Source organism: Thalassobius sp. MITS945101, assembly GCF_047123305.1.
Taxonomy (GTDB): domain Bacteria; phylum Pseudomonadota; class Alphaproteobacteria; order Rhodobacterales; family Rhodobacteraceae; genus Thalassobius.
The window spans coordinates 3,530,653-3,549,488 of the sequence record NZ_CP138918.1 but is presented as its reverse complement, the minus strand read 5'-3'; the positions used below and the strand labels follow the sequence as shown (position 1 = coordinate 3,549,488).

Annotated in this window: 12 protein-coding genes; 5 read left to right on the top strand and 7 right to left on the bottom strand. The window is 60.6% G+C overall.

Features of this window, described 5'->3' with window-relative positions; genetic code table 11:
* Window positions 1-5: 5 nt before the first annotated feature.
* Window positions 6-5,990: an Ig-like domain-containing protein gene (locus tag SIC14_RS17490; RefSeq protein ID WP_412563191.1), complete on the top strand. Its 5,985-nt coding sequence runs from the start codon at window positions 6-8 to the stop codon at window positions 5,988-5,990.
* Between the two features lie 29 nt (window positions 5,991-6,019).
* Here SIC14_RS17490 and SIC14_RS17485 read toward each other — a convergent pair whose 3' ends face one another.
* The 5 genes from SIC14_RS17485 to SIC14_RS17465 all read right to left on the bottom strand — a co-directional run bounded on the left by SIC14_RS17485 (window position 6,020) and on the right by SIC14_RS17465 (window position 10,622).
* Window positions 6,020-6,772 carry an ABC transporter ATP-binding protein gene (locus SIC14_RS17485; protein ID WP_412563190.1) on the bottom strand — a complete coding sequence of 251 codons (753 nt, stop codon included), beginning with the start codon at window positions 6,770-6,772 and terminating at the stop codon, window positions 6,020-6,022.
* The gene (locus SIC14_RS17480) at window positions 6,769-7,713 is read right to left on the bottom strand and encodes an iron chelate uptake ABC transporter family permease subunit (RefSeq protein ID WP_412563189.1); all 945 of its coding nucleotides are present in this window, start codon (window positions 7,711-7,713) and stop codon (window positions 6,769-6,771) included. The genes SIC14_RS17485 and SIC14_RS17480 overlap by 4 nt, the downstream gene beginning before the upstream one ends.
* Entirely contained in the window at window positions 7,703-8,662 is a 960-nt protein-coding gene (locus SIC14_RS17475; RefSeq protein WP_412563188.1) for an ABC transporter permease, read from the bottom strand. Before SIC14_RS17475 ends, SIC14_RS17480 begins: the two co-directional genes overlap by 11 nt.
* Before the next feature lie 5 nt (window positions 8,663-8,667).
* Window positions 8,668-9,555, bottom strand: a complete 888-nt coding sequence (locus tag SIC14_RS17470; RefSeq protein ID WP_412563187.1) for a siderophore ABC transporter substrate-binding protein — start codon at window positions 9,553-9,555, stop codon at window positions 8,668-8,670.
* Between the two features lie 173 nt (window positions 9,556-9,728).
* Complete coding sequence (locus tag SIC14_RS17465) at window positions 9,729-10,622, bottom strand: AraC family transcriptional regulator N-terminal domain-containing protein (RefSeq protein ID WP_412563186.1); 894 nt, start codon at window positions 10,620-10,622, stop codon at window positions 9,729-9,731.
* Window positions 10,623-10,962: 340 nt separating this feature from the next.
* Between SIC14_RS17465 and SIC14_RS17460 the strand changes: the two genes are divergently transcribed.
* Window positions 10,963-11,427 carry a (2Fe-2S)-binding protein gene (locus SIC14_RS17460; protein ID WP_412563185.1) on the top strand — a complete coding sequence of 155 codons (465 nt, stop codon included), beginning with the start codon at window positions 10,963-10,965 and terminating at the stop codon, window positions 11,425-11,427.
* A 5-nt stretch (window positions 11,428-11,432) separates the two neighbouring features.
* Window positions 11,433-13,610, top strand: a complete 2,178-nt coding sequence (locus SIC14_RS17455; RefSeq protein ID WP_412563184.1) for a molybdopterin cofactor-binding domain-containing protein — start codon at window positions 11,433-11,435, stop codon at window positions 13,608-13,610.
* 62 nt (window positions 13,611-13,672) lie between these two features.
* On the opposite strand, the gene SIC14_RS17450 is transcribed toward SIC14_RS17455, so the two are convergent.
* The gene (locus tag SIC14_RS17450) at window positions 13,673-14,425 is read right to left on the bottom strand and encodes a class II aldolase/adducin family protein (RefSeq protein WP_412563183.1); all 753 of its coding nucleotides are present in this window, start codon (window positions 14,423-14,425) and stop codon (window positions 13,673-13,675) included.
* Window positions 14,422-15,573, bottom strand: a complete 1,152-nt coding sequence (locus SIC14_RS17445; protein WP_412563182.1) for a TauD/TfdA family dioxygenase — start codon at window positions 15,571-15,573, stop codon at window positions 14,422-14,424. Before SIC14_RS17445 ends, SIC14_RS17450 begins: the two co-directional genes overlap by 4 nt.
* Window positions 15,574-15,688: 115 nt before the next feature.
* Between SIC14_RS17445 and SIC14_RS17440 the strand changes: the two genes are divergently transcribed.
* Complete coding sequence (locus SIC14_RS17440; protein WP_412563181.1) at window positions 15,689-16,594, top strand: LysR substrate-binding domain-containing protein; 906 nt, start codon at window positions 15,689-15,691, stop codon at window positions 16,592-16,594.
* 601 nt (window positions 16,595-17,195) lie between these two features.
* Window positions 17,196-18,824: a peptide ABC transporter substrate-binding protein gene (locus SIC14_RS17435; RefSeq protein WP_412563180.1), complete on the top strand. Its 1,629-nt coding sequence runs from the start codon at window positions 17,196-17,198 to the stop codon at window positions 18,822-18,824.
* The last annotated feature ends 12 nt before the right edge of the window (window positions 18,825-18,836 follow it).

The following is an 18,836-nucleotide window of genomic DNA, read 5'->3' as shown; positions in this document are numbered from 1 at the left end:
GTCCAATGCCTGGCAACAATGGCAATGATCTTATTAATGGCAACAATTTTTCCAACTTCATTTTTGGCGGCAATGGTAAGGACACGATCAACGGAAATGGCGGCAATGACATCCTGCTAGGCGGCAACGGCCGTGACCTGATTTCGGGCGGTGATGGCCATGATTTCCTGTCCGGCGGGCGCGGGCGGGACACGCTTTCAGGGGATGCAGGCAATGACTGGCTGTCCGGCGGAAGGGGTCGCGATGTGCTGTCGGGTGGTGAAGGCAATGATGTCCTGTTTGGCGGTCGAGGGCGCGACACGGCCGTGTTTGAGGACAGCATCCTTAACTTTTCTTTTCAGCAGGGCTGGTGCGGGCTGCGGGTGACCCATGATGGTGTTCTGGGCACCGATTGGCTGTTCAGCATCGAGATCCTCCAATTTGACGACATCACCATCGACCTGCGCGCCAGCAACAATGGCCCGCTGGGTGTCGATGATTTGATTGCGGCACAGGCGGACACGGCGCTGACCTTCAGCGCTGCAGATCTTGTGGCCAATGATTTTGATTGGGAAGGGGATGCGCTTGAGGTGGTGTCGCTTGATGACAGCGCCACTTTGGGCACGGTGACACTGACCCCGGGCGGCGATGTTATCTATGACGCCAATGGGCAATTTGACTATCTGGCAGCAGGAGAAACCGCGACCGATACGTTCACCTACACCGTCTCCGATGGCAACGGTGGTTTTGACACCGCAACCGTAACCGTAACTGTGACCGGCACCGGCGGGGGCAGCCCTAACACGCCTCCGGTGGCGGTCGATGACAGCAACAGCGCCAGCGACAATGGGGTTGCGGCGACGGGCAATGTATTGACCAACGACAGCGATGTGGATGCGGGCGACGTGCTCTCGGTGGCGAACCCCGGCGTGCAGAGCGGCACATACGGCACGCTGACGCTGAACGGCGACGGCAGCTACAGCTATATCGTGACCGATGAGAGCCTTGATGACGGCTTCACCGGGGTTGAGAGCTTCACGGTGCAGGTCAGCGACGGCACCGACACGGTGACCTCGCCCCTGACGATCAACGTCAGCGGTGAAAACGACGCGCCGGTGGAGGCGGATGACAGCAACAGCGCCAGCGACAACGGGGTTGCGGCGACGGGCAATGTTCTGACCAACGACAGCGACGTGGATGCGGGCGACGTGCTCTCGGTGGTGAACCCCGGCGTGCAGAGCGGCAGTTACGGCACGCTGACGCTGAACGGCGACGGCAGCTACAGCTATCTCGTGACCGATGAGAGCCTTGATGACGGCTTCACCGGGGTTGAGAGCTTCACAGTGCAGGTCAGCGACGGCACCGACACGGTGACCTCGACCCTGACGATCAACGTCAGCGGTGAAAACGACGCGCCGGTGGCGGTGGATGACAGCAACAGCGCCAGCGACAACGGGGTTGCGGCGACGGGCAATGTTCTGACCAACGACAGCGACGTGGATGCGGGCGACGTGCTCTCGGTGGTGAACCCCGGCGTGCAGAGCGGCAGTTACGGCACGCTGACGCTGAACGGCGACGGCAGCTACAGCTATCTCGTGACCGATGAGAGCCTTGATGACGGTTTCACCGGGGTTGAGAGCTTCACAGTGCAGGTCAGCGACGGCACCGACACGGTGACCTCGACCCTGACGATCAACGTCAGCGGTGAAAACGACGCGCCGGTGGCGGTGGATGATCTGGCAACCACGGCCAAAGACAGCACCGTTGCGGGCAATGTACTGACCAATGACAGCGATGTAGACAGCGGCGACGTGTTGAGCGTGAGCCTTGTCAACGGTGTTGCCCCCGGCACTGCCCTGATTGTGACCTCCGCTGGCGGGCGACAGGGCACTGTGACGGTATTGGCGGATGGCAGCTACAGCTTTGATCCGAAAAGCAAATTCCTGGATCTGAACCCATCAGAAAACGACACGGTCACGGTGGCCATAACGGTGAGTGACGGCACCACCACCAGCCCCAGCCTGCTGGTCATCACGGTAGAGGGCGGCAATGCGCCGCCCGTAGCGGCAGATGACGTGGCCGCAACGGATGAGGACACATCGGTGGTGATTGATGTGACCGCCAATGACAGCGATGCGGATCTGGACAGCTTTGGCGTCACCATGATCGACGGGCAGGTGGTTGCGCCAGGTGGCAGCGTGGTGCTGGGCGGTTCGGGGGCAACGGTGACGCTCAACCTGGATGGCACGCTCAGCTATGATCCTGCAGGTGTGTTCGACGCGCTTGCCGACGGCGCCCCGGCGGTGGACAGTTTCAGCTATCAGATCACCGACAGCAATGGCGCCGGCGATACTGGCCTGGTGACTGTGAACCTGACCGGGGTGAATGATGCGCCCAGCGTGGGCAACGTCAGCCTGAACGTCTTTGAGGGCATCGGCATCACCATCAGCGCGGTCGGCAACGGCAATCTGATGAGCAACGCCTCTGATATCGACGGCACCGTGGTGGGCGTTGTTGAGGTCGACGGCCAGAGCAATGGCACCACGGGGGTGACCGGCCTTTACGGCGTGCTGACCTGGGATCGGCTCACCGGTGCGTACAGCTATACCGTGGATGATGACAATCCAACGGTACATGGGCTGTTGTCCGGTAGCAGCTTGCAAGAGACTTTCAGTTTTACTCTGGTGGATGATTTCGGCGCCACCTCAACGGCGACGCTGACGGTCACCATCGATGGGGTGAACGACGGCTTGTTTACCGAAGCCAATGATGCGGTGAACCTCAGCACAGCCGTTGCAGCCTTCCCGGCGACGGCCTTTGAAAACAACTTCCTCGACGCGCTTGGGGGGGATGATGCGGTGTCTCTGGTGTCGGGGCTCGAGGCCTCGCCCTATCTGAATGAGTTTGACGGCGAGACGTTTGATGGCGGCCTCGGCAATGACACCATTCAAGTGCTGACCGATTTCATGAACGTGGACGGCGGCGGCGGCAGTGACTGGCTGGACCTCAGCGCGCTGCTGAGCACGGGTTCGGCGGTGAACGCCAACCTCTCCACCGGTGACATTGACATCGACCGCAACGGATCGGTGGATTTCACCGCGGTGAACTTTGAAAACATCCAAGGCACCGCCAATGCTGACAGCATCACCAGCAGCGCGGCGGACAATTGGATCCTGGCCGGGGACGGCAATGACACCATCGCGATCCTGGCCGGCACAAGCTCGCTTGGAGATATCTACGTCGGTGGCGGCGGCAATGGGGATTGGCTGCTCAACACCAGTGGCAGCAACCTTGTTTTCGATGCTTTTGATGCCACCGACGTCACCGAAACCGTCAGCGGCTCGGGGCTGGAGCATATGGCCATCGCCGGGCTAACGGTGCTGGGGACCGCGGGTGGTGATCTGATCAACCTCCAAGGTCTACGACTGACCCAGATGTCCAGCACCATCACCGATCTTGAGGTTTCGACGGGGGCTGGGAATGACACGGTTGTGGGGTCGGATCAGACTGGGCAGCAGACCAATGGGGCCAATCAGAACCGCTATGATTACGATCTGGGGGCGGGGGATGATATGTTCACCGGGGCCGGGATTTCGGTGGATGTGGTCTTTGGCGGGCTTGGCAGCGACACCATCAACGGTGGCGCGGGCAATGACACGCTGGAGGGCGGCGCCGGTGGCGATCTGATCGACGGCGGTGAGGGCAACGACCTGATCTATCTGCGCGCCGGTGACCAGTCCGAGCTGGACACCATTGTGGGCGGTCTTGGCTTTGACACGCTGCACAATCTGGCCGGCGCGGCATTTGTGTTCGAGAGCTTTGACTTTGACGGCATCGGCAACGTCATGGGCGCCGGGATTGAGCGTCTGCAGCTGGTGGGCGTCACCCTGTTTGGCACCGCAGGCGCCAATGTGTTTGACCTGCAGGGCGTGCAGCTGTCGGGGCTGAACACCACGGTGACGCAATATGACGTCGCCACCGGCGGCGGCAATGACACCGTGATCGGCACCGACCAGACCGGCCAGCAAACCAACGGCGCCAACCAGAACCGCATCGACTACGACCTCGGCAGCGGCAACGACCACTTCACCGGCACCGGCACAAACATCGACGTCGTCCACGGTGGAGATGGCAATGACACCGTGCTGGCGGGCGACGGCAACGACACGCTGCGCGGCAATGGCGGCGCGGATCTGCTGAACGGGCAGGGCGGCAATGACACCTTCGAAGTGCTGGCGGGCGAAGACTCGGCGCTCGACACGTTCATCGGCGGCGCGGGCACAACGGACACGATCATCAATGGGGTCACCACCGGCTTCACCTTCTATGGCTTTGACTATGATGACGTCAGCGAGACGGTGAACGGCTCCGGCGTCGAGATCCTGCAGCTCAATGGCTTCAGCATCAACGGCACCGCTGCGGCCAACCTGTTTGACTTCAATGGCACCCGCTTTTTGGGGCTGAACACCACCCTGGCCAATCTGGAGGTCTCCACCGGGGCGGGCAATGACACGGTGATCGGCAGCGCCACCACCGCGCAGCAGACCAATGGCGCCAATCAGAACCGGATCGATTATGACCTTGGCGCCGGCGCGGATGATTTCACCGGAGCGGGTGTGATGACCGATGTGGTCTTTGGCCAGAGCGGCAATGACACGCTGCGCGGGATGCAGGGCAATGACAGCCTCTTTGGTGGCGCCGATGATGACCTGCTGCAGGGCGGCGATGGCAATGACACGCTGCAGGGCGATGCCGGGCTGGACCGGCTGGAAGGCGGCGCGGGCAACGACCAGCTGGTGCTGACTGCGGGCTCTGATCACACGTTGGAAGAATACCTCGGCGGCGTCGGGCTTGACCGGCTGGTCAATGCCACCGGCGGCGATGTCACGCTGCATCTGATCAACGCCTTTGACGGGGCGGATTTCAACGTGCTGGAGATCGAAGAGATCACCCTGGCGGCCCATACGCTGCTGGGCACCACGGGCCATGACATCTTTGATTTCACCGGGGTGAAGTTCCTGTCGATGAACACCGATGTCACCGATCTTGAGGTTTCGACGGGGGCTGGGAATGACACGGTTGTGGGGTCGGATCAGACCGGGCAGCAGACCAATGGGGCCAATCAGAACCGCTATGATTACGATCTGGGGGCGGGGGATGATATGTTCACCGGGGCCGGGATTTCGGTGGATGTGGTCTTTGGCGGGCTTGGCAGCGACACCATCGATGGCGGCGCGGGCAATGACACGCTGGAGGGCGGCGCCGGTGGCGATCTGATCGACGGCGGCGAGGGCAATGACCTGATCTATCTGCGCGCCGGCGACCAGTCCGAGCTGGACGCCATTGTCGGCGGTCTTGGCTTTGACACGCTGCACAATCTGGCGGGCGCGGGATTTGTGTTCGAGAGCTTTGACTTTGACGGCATCGGCAACGTCATGGGCGCCGGGATTGAACGTCTGCAGCTGGTGGGCGGCACCCTGTTTGGCACCGCAGGCGCCAATGTGTTTGACCTGCAGGGCGTGCAGCTGTCGGGGCTGAACACCACGGTGACGCAATATGACGTCTCCACCGGCGGCGGCAATGACACCGTGATCGGCACCGACCAGACCGGCCAGCAAACCAACGGCGCCAACCAAAACCGCATCGACTACAACCTCGGCAGCGGCAACGACCATTTCACCGGCACCGGCACAAACATCGACGTCGTCCACGGCGGAGATGGCAATGACACGCTGAACGGTGGCGGCGGCAGTGACACGTTAACCGGCGGCGCGGATGCGGATGTCTTTGTCTTTGAAAGCGGCGATGGCACCACCAACTATGTGACGGATTATCAGGACGGGGTTGATCAGATTGATCTGTCAGGTGCGGCGGGGCTGAACAATTTTGCTGATATCCTCGCCAATATGACCCAGGTGGGCGCGGATGTGCAGATTGTGGAAGGCACCACAACCATCCGGCTGGTGAACGTCAATATCGCGGTGATCTACGCGTCGGACTTCCTGTTCTAGGTCCAACAGGTAAGCGTCGCAGCAGAGGCTCAGACCTGCACCATTGGACGGCTGTTGAGGATCTGCACCTCGGCGCGGGTGGCGAAAACCGTTTCGAGGAAATCGGGTGCCAGCACCGCGGCCGGGTGGCCCTGCGCGGCGATCTGGCCTTGGTGCAGCGCCACCAGTTGATCGGCGTAACGGCTGGCGTAGTTTAGATCGTGCAGCACAACAATGATGGTCTTGCCATGGTCATGGGCCAGCCGTTGCAGCGTTTGCATCAGGGCGCGGCTGGCGGCGAGATCAAGGTTGTTGAGCGGCTCATCCAGCAACAGATAATCAGTGTCCTGCGCAAAGGTCATGGCAACCTGTGCCCGCTGCCGTTGCCCGCCCGAGAGCGTGTCGAGCTGTCGGGCGGCAAGCCCGTGCAGGTCAAACTCAGCCAAGGCCCTTTCCACCATATCCGCGTCAACCGGACCGGGGCGGCCTTTGTGATGAGGATAGCGGCCAAAACCCACCAGATCACACACGGTCAGACGTGGGGCGACATCGCTGCTTTGGGGCAGGATGGCCAGCCGTTTGGCCAAGAGATCCGTTGCGCATTGTCCGATCTGCATGTCATCCACCTGAATGCGGCCCGATTGCAGCGGGGTCAGCCGGGCTATCAGCGACAGCAGGGTGGATTTGCCTGCCCCATTGGCCCCCACCAAGGCGGTGATGCCGCCTTTTTCCAGTGTCAGGTCAACCTTGTTCAGAACCTGCTGCGCCCCATGGGCAAAGCTGACGTCGGTGATACGGATCATTTGCGGGTGCCTCGCAGCAGGAGAAAGAGGAAGAGTGCGCCGCCGAAGAGGTCGATCACGGCAGAGAGCGGGGTGCTCAGCTTGAACACGCGCTCCAGCACCGCTTGCCCACCGATTAGGGTGATCGCGGCAATCAGCGCGGCAGAGGGCAGGATCACCGCATGGCGGGCGCTGGGGGTGATGAGATGGGCTAGGCTGACAACCAGAAGGCCAAGGAAGGCCACCGGTCCAACCAATGCAGTAGACACCGAGACCAGAACCGAAATCAGGATCAGGATTTTGATCTGTTCTACCCGGTGATCAACGCCAAGTCCCACGGCAGCATCCCGTCCCAACGCAATCACATCCAGCCGAGCGCGCATCCGCCAGACCAGCCCCAGCGTCAGCAGCAAAAGGCCCCCACCGATGGTCAAAAGGTCTGTGTTGACGCGGTTGAACTGGGCAAAGCTGCCAACCTGAATAAAGGTGAACTCATTGGGATCGATCATCCGGGTCAGAAAGCTCGACAGCGACCGAAACAGAGTGCCAAAGATGATGCCGGTCAAGATCATCCGCATCAGATCGCCCTGTGCGGATCCCAACAGGGTGCCAAACAGCAGCAAGGCCGCGCCCGTCATGGCGGCAACATTGACCAGAAAGACCATGGCAGCCGGCAGCTGGATATAGCCTTGCCCGCCGAGGAAATAGACGGCCACCACCAGGATCAGCATATAGAGCGCGTCAAACCCCATGATCGATGGGGTCAGGATGCGGTTGGTGGTCAGGGTCTGGAACAGCACCGTTGCGGTGGAAATGGCGGCGCCCACGATCAGCAGGGCCGCAAGCTTGGTGCCGCGGAACGGCAGGACAAAGCTCCAGCTGCCGCGCGCGCCCAGCGTCATATAGCCGAGACAACACAGGCCCAGCAGCGCAGCCAGCAGGATCAGTCGGTTAGCGGCCACGGTTCGGCTCCACATAAAGGAGGCGCAGGAAGATCAGCGTGCCAAGGACGCCAAAAACGGTGCCAACAGGAATTTCGAACGGGTAGCGGATCAACCGGCCCAGGATGTCACAGGCCAGCACCATGCCCGCGCCAAACAGGGCAATCAGCGGCAGGGTCTGGCGCAGGTTGTCGCCTTTGAGACGGGAGATGATGTTGGGCACCACCAGCCCGATAAAGGGAATGGTGCCCACCGTGACCACGGTCAGGGCCACCACAATGGAAATCGCCGCCAGCCCAAGCAAAACGATCTGTTCATAGCGCAGGCCCAGATTGATACTGATGGTGCGGCCAAGACCCACGATGGCAAACTGATCGGCAATAAAATAGGTGGCAAGGGCGACAATTGCGGCGATCCACAACAACTCATACCGGCCCGCCAGAACACCTGAAAACTCGCCGGTCATCCAGATCTCGATATATTGCAGCAGATCGGCCTGATAGGCGAAAAACACCAGCGCAGCGGTCAGGATGCCGCCATAGATCAAGCCGACCAAAGGCACCAGCAGGGGCTGTTGCGGCGGCAGTTGACGCACAATGGTGAGGAAAACAAAAGAGGACAGCAGCGCTGTCAGTGCCGCCACGCCCATCTGCACAATCAACGGCGCCGTGGGCAGCACCAGCAGGCAAAACAGGATCCCCAGCGCTGCGCCTTGACCGGTGCCAACCGTCATCGGTTCAACAAAGCGGTTGCGCACCATCAGCTGCATGATGGCGCCGGAAATGGCCAGCGAAGCCCCGGTGATCAGGGTCGCGGCAGTGCGCGGAAACCGCGAGGTGAACAGCAGGCCAAAGGCCTCCGGATCGGTAAAAAGATCCGCCGGGGTCAAGTCAATGACCCCGACGAACAACGACAGCACCACCAAAACGCAGAGCGCAAGTGTGCCCCAGATGGCAGTCCCGTCACGCATCTTGATTAGCCGTTAAAGGCGGCTTCGATCTGGCCCAGCAGGTGCATCATCGACTGGATGCCACCGCCGGCGATGTAGACACGGGCGGAGTCCAGATAGACCACTTTGCCGTTTTTCCAAGCGTTGGTTTCACGCACCAGCGCGTTGTCCAGCGTTGCTGCAGCCGCGTCACCGTCCTGACCAATGGCGGCCTTCCGGTCGATCACGATCAGGATGTCTGGGTTGGCGTCGCGGATGAACTCAAAGCTGACAGCTTCGCCGTGGGTCGATTTTTCAACGGCATCAACCGCTTCGGGCAGTTCCAGCGCGCTGTGCAGCCAGTCGAAACGGCCCCCGGCCCCGTAGGCGGAGACTTTCGGGCCGTTGGTCATAACAATCAGAGCTTTGCCCTGATCGGCAACGGCGGCTTTGGTTGCATCGAGCTGTGCGTTGAACGCGGCGGTCAGTGCCTCGGCTTCGGCTTCTTTGCCAAAGATTTTGCCAAAGGCGTCCAGACGGGCGAGCCCCTGACCAACGGTGTCTTCCCAGATGGTCATATCAACGGTGGGGGCGATTTTGGCCAGATCCGGGGCAACACGCGACGAGCGGCCACCGGCAATGATCAGATCAGGGGCCATTGCGGCAATCGCTTCAAAGTCGGGCTCGAACAGCGACCCAACAGTTTCAGCATCTGCCACGGCGTCGCTCAGGTAGTCGACATAGACGTTGCCGACGGTGCCATTGGGTTTGATACCCAGCGCGTCGAGGCTGTCGATCGCAGCCACGTCAAACACGGCAATTTTCGCCGGGCTGACCGGGGCCTCGGTCGGGCCGGTGTAGGTGTCCACGGTGACGGTGTCGGCAAAAACAGGGGTCGCCACAAGCGACAGGGCCAACGCAAATTTCTTCAGCATAACGGTTTCTCCAGTTGGGAAAACGCATGGCTTGCCGAAGCTGGCTGGCGTCAATCGCGGTTTGAATAGGCCGCCGTGCCGTCAGAGTCCAGTTAACATGATTGTTTTTGTCGGAATTAGGCGCATCCGTGCTGTTTGGGCGCAGCATCGGACATGGTCTTGCACACGAAGGGTCAGCCTGCGGCTTCCAAGGCGCGGTTGCGTTCTGCGCTTGGCGGCAGTCCGAATTTGCGGGCGTATTCGCGGCTGAACTGGGTGGGGCTTTCGTAGCCCACATCATAGGCCGTGGTGGCCACACTGGCCGCACCGGTCACCAGCCGTTGCCGTGCCTCCAACAGCCTGAGGTCTTTTTGATATTGCAGTGGCGTGGTGGCGGTGACGGTTTTGAAATGCTCGTGGAAGGCAGACAGACTCATCCCCGAGGCTTCGGCCAGATCGGCGATGGCGATCGGGTGGGTGAAGTCGCGACGCAGGATGGCAATTGCCTTGGAGATCCGGCTGGCCGGGCTGTCCTGTCGCAAAAGCTGCCGCAGCATGCCCCCATGCCGGGCGCGCAGTAGACGGAAATGTATTTCACGCAGGATCAGCGGCGCCAGTGTTTTGGCCGCCACCGGATCCTGACGTAGGTAGAATAGCCGCGATACCGCATCGATCAGCGCCGCATCCGAGGCGGCGGCATTCAGGCTCAGCGGCGCATCCGGCTCTTCCGCATCTGGCCCCAGTTCTTCTTGCAGGCTGCGCAGGGTGACAAGGTCCAGCCGCAAGATCACGGCTGCATAGGGGTGATCCGGGCAGGCCTCAATCACGGCCGCCTCAACCGGTACGGCATGGCTGACAATCAACGTGTCGCCGGCCCCGTAGCGCACAACACGTCCGCCAATCCGCGCCTCCTTGGTGCCCTGCAGCACCAGACACATGACCGGATCATAAAAACTGGCCGAACATGCCGTGGTCTGGTCGTTGGCAAAGGCAAAAAAACCGTCAACGCCGGTCTCGCATCCCACGCCAATTCCCTTGTTGGCGCGGACAAGTTCGAAAACGTCTGTTGTCAGCTGTTGTGCAATCATCCGGGCCTCCTGATCTGTTGGGAAACATAGAGGCCGCGGCGGGCAATGACAGGAAAAATCGCGCAGCGCTGGAGGATCAGGCAGATCATTCGGAGGATAAGGCAGCGCATCTCAGCGTCGGAACGCTAGGTTAAGAGGCAAGGCGCGGACGCGGATCGCACAGGGGCAGAAACACGCCCACAGGCAGGTTCCGGCCAGGTTCCGGCGCGCCCTTTATTGAACTTGTCCAACGCGGCCTAGCTTAATTGACATCACCTCTGCCGCTGCCCTCGCCGACCAAGGGGCGGCCAGCAGCATGCACAACCAAAAGACCACCAGCCATTAGGGAGACCTCTTAGCCATGGCAATTACGCTTAATCTCAACGGCAAAACCCATCAGGTTGACGCCGAGCCGGGCACCCCGCTTTTGTGGGTGATCCGTGATGAACTGAAACTCACCGGCACCAAATTTGGCTGCGGCGTTGCCTCTTGTGGCGCCTGCACCGTGCATATGAACGGCGAACCGGTGCGGTCCTGCCAGACTTTCATTGAAGACGTCGAAGACGCTGAAATCACCACCATCGAAAAGATGGAAGAGGATAAAGTCGGCGCCGCTGTCCAGCAGGCCTGGCTGGAGCTGGACGTGGTGCAATGTGGCTACTGTCAGTCAGGCCAGATCATGAACGCGGTTGGCCTGCTGCGCGAAAACACCAAGCCGACTGCCGATGAGGTGGACGATTATATGTATGGCAACGCCTGCCGCTGCGCCACCTATCAACGTATCCGCGCCGGTGTTCTGCGTGCGGCTGAAATTCTGGAGGCATGAGAGAGATGACTGGTACACTTTCCCGCCGCAGTTTCCTGCAAAGCGCTGTTGCTGTAACCGCGGTTCTCTATGTCGGCACCGCCGCCAATGGATCGGTTGCCGCCGCCAACTCGGCAGAGGCGATGCTGAACCCGTTTGTGAAAATCGACAGTGACGGCACGGTCACCGCCATCATCAAACACTTTGAGAAGGGGCAGGGGCCGGCCACCGGTCTGTCGACGCTGATCGCCGAAGAACTGGGCGTCACGATGGAACAGATCGCCTATGAATTCGCCCCCTCCGATCCGCAGGTCTACAACAACCTGTTCTTTGGCCCGTTCCAGGGTACGGGTGGTTCTACGGCAATGGCAAACTCCTGGATGCAATATCGCACTGCCGGGGCCAATGCGCGTGAAATGCTGCTGAAAGCAGCCGGAGAGGCCTGGGGAGTGGATCCCGCCAGCTTGGACATTCAGGCAGGGCTGGTGACCGGGGCGGGCAAATCTGCCCCCTTGGGTGAATTTGTTGCCGCGGCGGCGGGTATGGCCCCGTCGGAATCCCCACGTCTGCGCAGCCCGTCGGAATGGAAGATCATCGGCAATGAGGCCACCCGCCGTGTCGACAGCCCGGTCAAGGTGAACGGTCAGGCGATGTTTGCCATGGATGTGCAGCTCGACAATCAGATGGTGGTGATGATCAAACGCACCCCACAGCGCGGCGGGCTGGTGGTCAGCTTTGATGACAGCGCTGCCAAAGAGGTGCGTGGGTTCATCATGGCGCAGACGCTGCCGACCAATCATGGCGTGGCGGTTTATGCTGAAAACACCTGGGCCGCGATGCAGGCCCGCGCGGCGCTTGAGGTGGAATGGGATATGTCTGCCGCCGAAGCCCGTTCCTCGGCTGAAATCCGTGATGAAATCATGACCGCGTTGGAGGCCGCACCGGTCTACAATGTGAACAAGGCAGATCAGGCGGCGGTCACTTCCACGGTGGACGGGGCCGATACGGTGGTCGAGAAGACCTTCTACTTCCCGCTGCTTGCCCATGCCCCGATGGAACCGCTGAACTGCACGATCGAGCAAACCGCAGAGGGGGATATCGTCCTGCATGATGGGGCGCAGATGCCAACCGGACCGCATATGGCCTATCAGCAGATCTTTGGTCTGCCGGCGGAAAAGATCCACATCAAAACCATGTTGGCCGGTGGCTCCTTCGGGCGGCGCGCCACGCCGGATGCGGATTATCAGGTCGAGGCTGGACTGGCCTTTGTGATGACCGATCGCGCGCGTCCGGTGAAGCTGGTCTGGGACCGCGAAGATGACATTCGCGGTGGCTATTACCGTCCTGCAGTGGGTCACAAAGTGCGCGTTGGTCTGAACGCGGCGGGGGAGATCGCCGGTTGGGAACATCAGGTGGCCGGTCAATCGATCATGAAAGGCACCGCCTTTGAAGCCTTTTCCGTCCATGACGGTGTGGACCATTCCTCGGTCGAAGGCATCGCCGACAGCCCCTATGTGATCCCCGGCATGGCGCTGGGTCTGACAGATACGGCCAAGGCAACTTCGGTGCTGTGGTGGCGCTCGGTTGGGCATACCCATACCGCCTATGTGATGGAGGTCATGATGGATATGGCGGCACGCGCCGTTGGACGGGATCCGGTTGAATTCCGCCTCAGCTATCTGGACGGGGAACAGGATCAGGCCCGCAAGGCAGCCGTTCTGCGTTTGGCAGCAGAGAAGGGCAACTGGGGTCAACCGCAAGAGGGCAATGTGCAGGGCATCGCCGTGCACAAGTCCTTTGGCTCTTATGTGGCGGAAGTGGTCGAGGTTTCCGGCAATCTGGAAGACGGCATTGTGATCGAAAAGGTCACAGCGGCGGTGGATTGCGGCATTGCCGTCAATCCAGATGTGATCCGGGCTCAGATCGAGGGCGGCATCGGCTACGGCATTGGTCACGCGATGCGGGACCAGATCACGCTGGACGGCGGTGCGGTGGAACAGTCAAACTTCCCTGACTACGAACCGCTCAGGATCTCTGACATCAAAGCGATTGAAACCCACATCATCGCCTCCGCAGAAGCACCCACAGGCATCGGCGAACCCGGCACCCCGCCATCTGCGCCCGCACTGGCCAACGCCATTGCCCAGCTGGAGCTGGTGGTGGCAGAACTGCCCATGGCGGACCACGGCGTCTCTTTCGCCTGACCCGCGAGGCCAATTGCAAATCAGCCCTCCGCAGCTCTGCGGGGGGCTATTGCTTTGAGGCATTAGTCTCGCCAGCTCGGATCCTCTGCGTCGAGGGTGGATTTGAGGTAGTCAAAATGCCGGTCCGCGGCCCCGGCATAAGGTGCCCAGCCATCGGCAGTTTTCTGAGCCACCTCATCTGACAGCACCGCCAGTGGTTGGCCGGTGGACAGGGCCAGCACTTGGGTCTGCGCGGCCTTCTCGAAGAAATAGAGATCCTCAAACGCCCGCGCGACGGTGGGGCCTGCAATGCTGACCCCGTGGTTGCCCATGACCAGCGCGATCTTGCCTTTCATGGCACGCGCCAGATGCGCGCCTTCCTCGGCACTGTCGGATATGCCGCCAAACTCCAGATCATAGCCGGTCTTGCCAAAGAACCGCGCGGTGTTGTTGTCCAGCGGCAGCAGGGTCGGATCCTCTAGACAGGCAAGGGCGGTGGCATAGGGGGAATGGCAATGCAGGATCACCCGCGCTTCAGGCAATTCGCGATGCAGCGTGCCATGTACCGCCCAGGCGGAAGGGTCCGGCGCGTCCGGTCCCGCCATCACTGCGGGATCCTCCACATCCAGCAGCAACAGATCACTGGCCTTGATGGTGGCAAAATGCTGCCAGCGTGGGTTCAGCAGGATCTGGCGGCCATCCGGGCTGACCGCAACACTGAAGTGGTTCGACACGCTTTCAGACCAGCCAAACCGATGACACAGACGAAAGGCCGCTGCCAGATCCTGCCGCAGACTCTCCTCGCTTTGCACCTCTTGGGGGAAATCTTTGCTCATGCCTTAAACCTTCCTTCTGAAACCAGCGCCCGATAGGTCGAGCGCATTTCGGCCCGGTCCGTATAGCATCCGCGCAGGTACCGGTCGCCGCTGGAGGCCGTGTAGGCCGCGCGGCCATGCACAATGCGGTGGTTGTCAAATACGATGCATTCACCGGCATTAAGGGTGAAGCGCATCACATACCTCTCTTCCTGCAACATCCGGCCGAAGCGGCAGAAAGCCGGATAGTAGTCGTCCAGCAATGCCTGCGGTAGATCGATCAGGTCCAGCATGTGCTGGCTGATGGTCACCCCCTCCACCGCGCCGTCTGCGTCCAGTTCGATCACCCGTTGCCGTGACCGCATGTCATAGCTGTCGTGTTCACAGTAAAACGGCACGGCAACCTCGCTCAGCAGTTTGAAGCCCTCAGGATCCCTTGTGCGAAAATCATTGGCCACCGCCACGCCATCGCCAAACAGGTTGCGCCCGCCCTCAACCGAATTGGCGCGGCAGTGCAGGAATTGAATGCCGGGCGCGTGGTCTTCGGCGGGGGTGTCGGTGTGCAGCTCCAGCGCGGCGGCGGTGTAGGCGGTGTTGGTTGGGTTGATGTGGGTTTTCACATCGAAATAGGAGCCAAAGAAGGTCGGCCGGATTTGCCCGATCCGTTCTGCCAGTTCCGTGAGACCGGCGTCACAGTCAGGCATGTCCCCAACAATGGCGACGCCGTCGACCAACAGCGCCTCGATCCATTGGACCACCTCAGCATCGTTTCGCATCAGGTTGGGTTGGGAAAACCGCGCCATGTCTTTGTAGTGATCGCTGTACCAGGCGCGGCGCGGTTTGGCGGCGGGATCTGGTCGTGGCGTGCCGTCCTTATACTGCGCCAGCAAGGACAGGGGGTAGGTGGAGCGGTGATCCTCTCCGGCCCAGTCGATCACCAAACTGTCGCCCTCAATCCAGGCCATCGCGGGCTCTGGCGGCTTGGGCAGGTGGAAAATGTCGAAGCTGCGTTCGCGCGTTGTGGCATCAAAAGAGCTGGGACAATTGTCGCGGAGCCAGTGGTTGTTGAAGTAAGTCTTGCTGCCATCCGGCAAGGGTAGGGTCAGCCCGTTGGGTGTCATCGACACATTATATATACGGGCGGCTACAGATGTTTCGACGATGTTCATCCTAATTTCCTTAACTTATACGCCGTAAGGGATTCACTATCGTCATATTTGCTTGCAAATATTTGCGGAAAAAGATCGATTGGGTTTGTTGTAAGTTAACTTGAGGATTAACTCGATGGAGCGTTTGCCCCCGCTGCGGCTGCTCACCACCTTTGCCGAGGTGGCGCGCGCCGGGTCCATGCAGGAGGCGGCGGGGCGTTTGAACGTCACGCGGCCCGCGGTGACGCAGGCCTTGCGCGCCTTGGAGGAGGAGGTTGGCGTGTCGCTGATGGATCGCAGCCGCAAGCCCGCGCGTCTGACCGAGCCCGGGCAGATCCTGGCCCAGGCGGTGGAGGCGGGTCTGGGCATGATCGCAACCTCGATCGAACAGATCCGGGCGCAGGCTGTGTCGGAGGAGGGGCAGCTGACCCTGTCCTGCACGCTGGGCATGGCGACCTATTGGCTGATGCCACGGCTGCCGCTGTTCTACGCCAACCACCCCGATGTCACCGTCAACGTGCAGGCACCGCCTTCGGATCTACCCGCTCTGCGGCCAGGGATTGACGTGGCGCTGCGCTATGGTCGTGGTGGCTGGAAAGATGGCGCCACCCAGCCGCTGTTTCCCGAGGAGGTCTGCCCGGTGGGCCATCCCGATGTGGTCGGCTATTGGGAGGCGCAGATGGACGCACCCGGGGATATTCCCGCCGATCTGCCCCTGATCCACGTGACCAGTGCCGAGGCTGCGCATTGGGCCAATTGGTCGGAATATCTGCAGCACAAGGGCCAGCCGATGCCACGTGGCCGGGCGCAGTATTTCGACAATTACGTGCAGGCGGTTCAGGCGATGCTGGACGGGCGCGGGCTGATGCTGGGGTGGAAATCCATCACCGGCGCGCTGGAATCCGAGGGCATTGTGCGGCGCTGGCCGGGGGGGGCTTTGGACCTTGGGACGGGGTATTTCCTGACCGTCGCACCCGGATCCGAGGAGCGCCCGGCGGTCACCGCCTTCACCGAATGGCTCCGAATTGCGGCCCGTCGCTGAGGCGGCGGCAAACACGCCCCCGTAGGGGGCTGTGTTTCTAGCCGGTGTTTGTGGGATTTCAGGGGCTGAAACGGGTGGGTTTTGCACCGAATTTTTCGGCCGGGTCGGGGGGGATTCGGGCCCAAAAGGAATCACTTTTTGGGCAATATTTGTACACAACCGGAAATACCGGGGCGCTGGCGCGCAGGATTTTCGTCAGATCCGGCGAATTTTGGCGCGGCTAAAATTTTTTTTAGCAGAGTTGTGGGCCGCAAACTGGCGGCGATAAATTTGACCATGCAATCAAAGCTCTGAGATGGGCTGTCGACGGTGCGGCAACTGCAACTTTTTTAAGTGCGGCTAAACCACGGAAAGCACTCAACTAGTTCGTGTCAATCCCTATCTCTGGTTGCGTTCGATCGGAAGGTTGGAGGGGGTCGCGGTTGCGGTGAATTTGCCAAGGCTGCAGGTGCAGCATTTTCCGGCGACCCGACGGCAGCGTGAAAAACGGAAAAATCCCCTTTGACAGCGCGAAATTCAGCCGCTTTCAATTGTACCCACACAATAAGGGCCCCGTTTTTGGGAGAAAGAAGGGCCCATAAAATCTGGGAGAAACACAAAAATGAAGTTGACCAAAACCTCCATTCTGGCGGGCCTTTTGGCTGGCACCATGCTTTCTGGCGCAGCGATGGCTGCGGGCACGCATCCGGTGACCGGCGAAGCGCTGGCTGATGACCAAACCTTCACCTATCGCGTGCTGGACGAACACAGCTCGGTTGACCCTCAGGTTGTCGAAGACGTCTCGGGTGCCGAGATCGTGCGTGACCTGTTTGAGGGTCTGATGAACCAGGACGAAGACGGCAACCTGGTGCCCGGCGTGGCCACCGGCTACACCGCCAATGACGACAACACGGTCTACACCTTCAGCCTGCGCAAAGACGCCAAGTGGTCGAACGGCGATCCCGTGACCGCAGGCGATTTCGTCTTTGCCTGGCGTCGTGCCGCCGATCCGGCACTGGCCTCGCCCTACCAGTGGTTTGTCGAGCTGATGTCGATCGAAAACGCCGCTGCGATCATTGCTGGCGAAACCGCGCCTGATCAGCTGGGCGTGAAGGCGCTGGACGATCACACCTTCGAAGTGACGCTGTCCGCCCCGCTGCCCTACTTCCCGCAGATGACCACCCATGCGACCACCTTCCCGGCGCCGCAGAAGGTGATCGAAGCCCATGGTGATGACTGGACGAAGCCCGGCAACATCGTGTCCAACGGGGCCTATGTGCTGACCGAGCATCTGCCGAACGAACGTTCTGTGCGCGAGCGCAACGCGATGTACTGGGACAACGACAACACCATCGTTGACAAGGTTGTGGCGCTGGTCATCAACGACGAAAACGTCGCCCTGACCCGTTACATGGCCGGCGAACTGGACCGCACCGAAGTGCCAGCTGGTCAGTTCCCGCGTCTCAAGAAAGAGAACCCGGATGAGGCGATCAGCTTCCCGCGTCTGTGTAACTATTACTACACCTTCAACCTGTCGGACTCGGGTCCGGAAGAGTTCAAGGATGTGCGTGTGCGCAAGGCGCTGGCCCTGGCCGTTGACCGCAAGATCATTGTTGAAAACGTGATGGCCGGTGGTCAGACCGAAGCGTTCAGCTTTGCCCCTGTAGCGACTGCAAACTTCACCCCGCCGACCACCGAAATGCAGGGCATGACCCAGGCAGAACGCGACGCGATGGCGGTTCAACTGCTGGCAGAGGCTGGTTACGACAAGGGTAACCCGCTGAAATTCGACATGATCTACAACACCTCGGAAGGTCACAAGAAGATCGCCGTGGCGATGAGCCAGATGTGGAAGCAGAAACTGGGCGTCGAAGTTGAGCTGGGCAATATGGAATGGAAAGTGTTCCTGGAAACCCGTGGCAACCAGGACTTTGAACTGGCCCGTGGCGCCTGGTGTGGCGACTACAACGAAGCCTCGACCTTCCTTGACCTGCTGGACTCGGAATCGGGTTACAACGACGGCAAGTTTGTAAACCCCCGTGTGGACGAGCTGCTGGCCGGTGCAAAAACCGCCAAGGACGCTTCGGCCAACTACAGCGAAGTGGAACAGATCATCGCGGCTGAAATGCCCGTAATCCCGATCTACCACTACGCGGGCGTCTACATGATGGACAGCGACGTGGGCAACTGGCCCGTCAACAACGTCGAGCAAAACTGGTACTCGAAGAACCTCTACAAGATCGCCGAGTAACTGACTGACCTT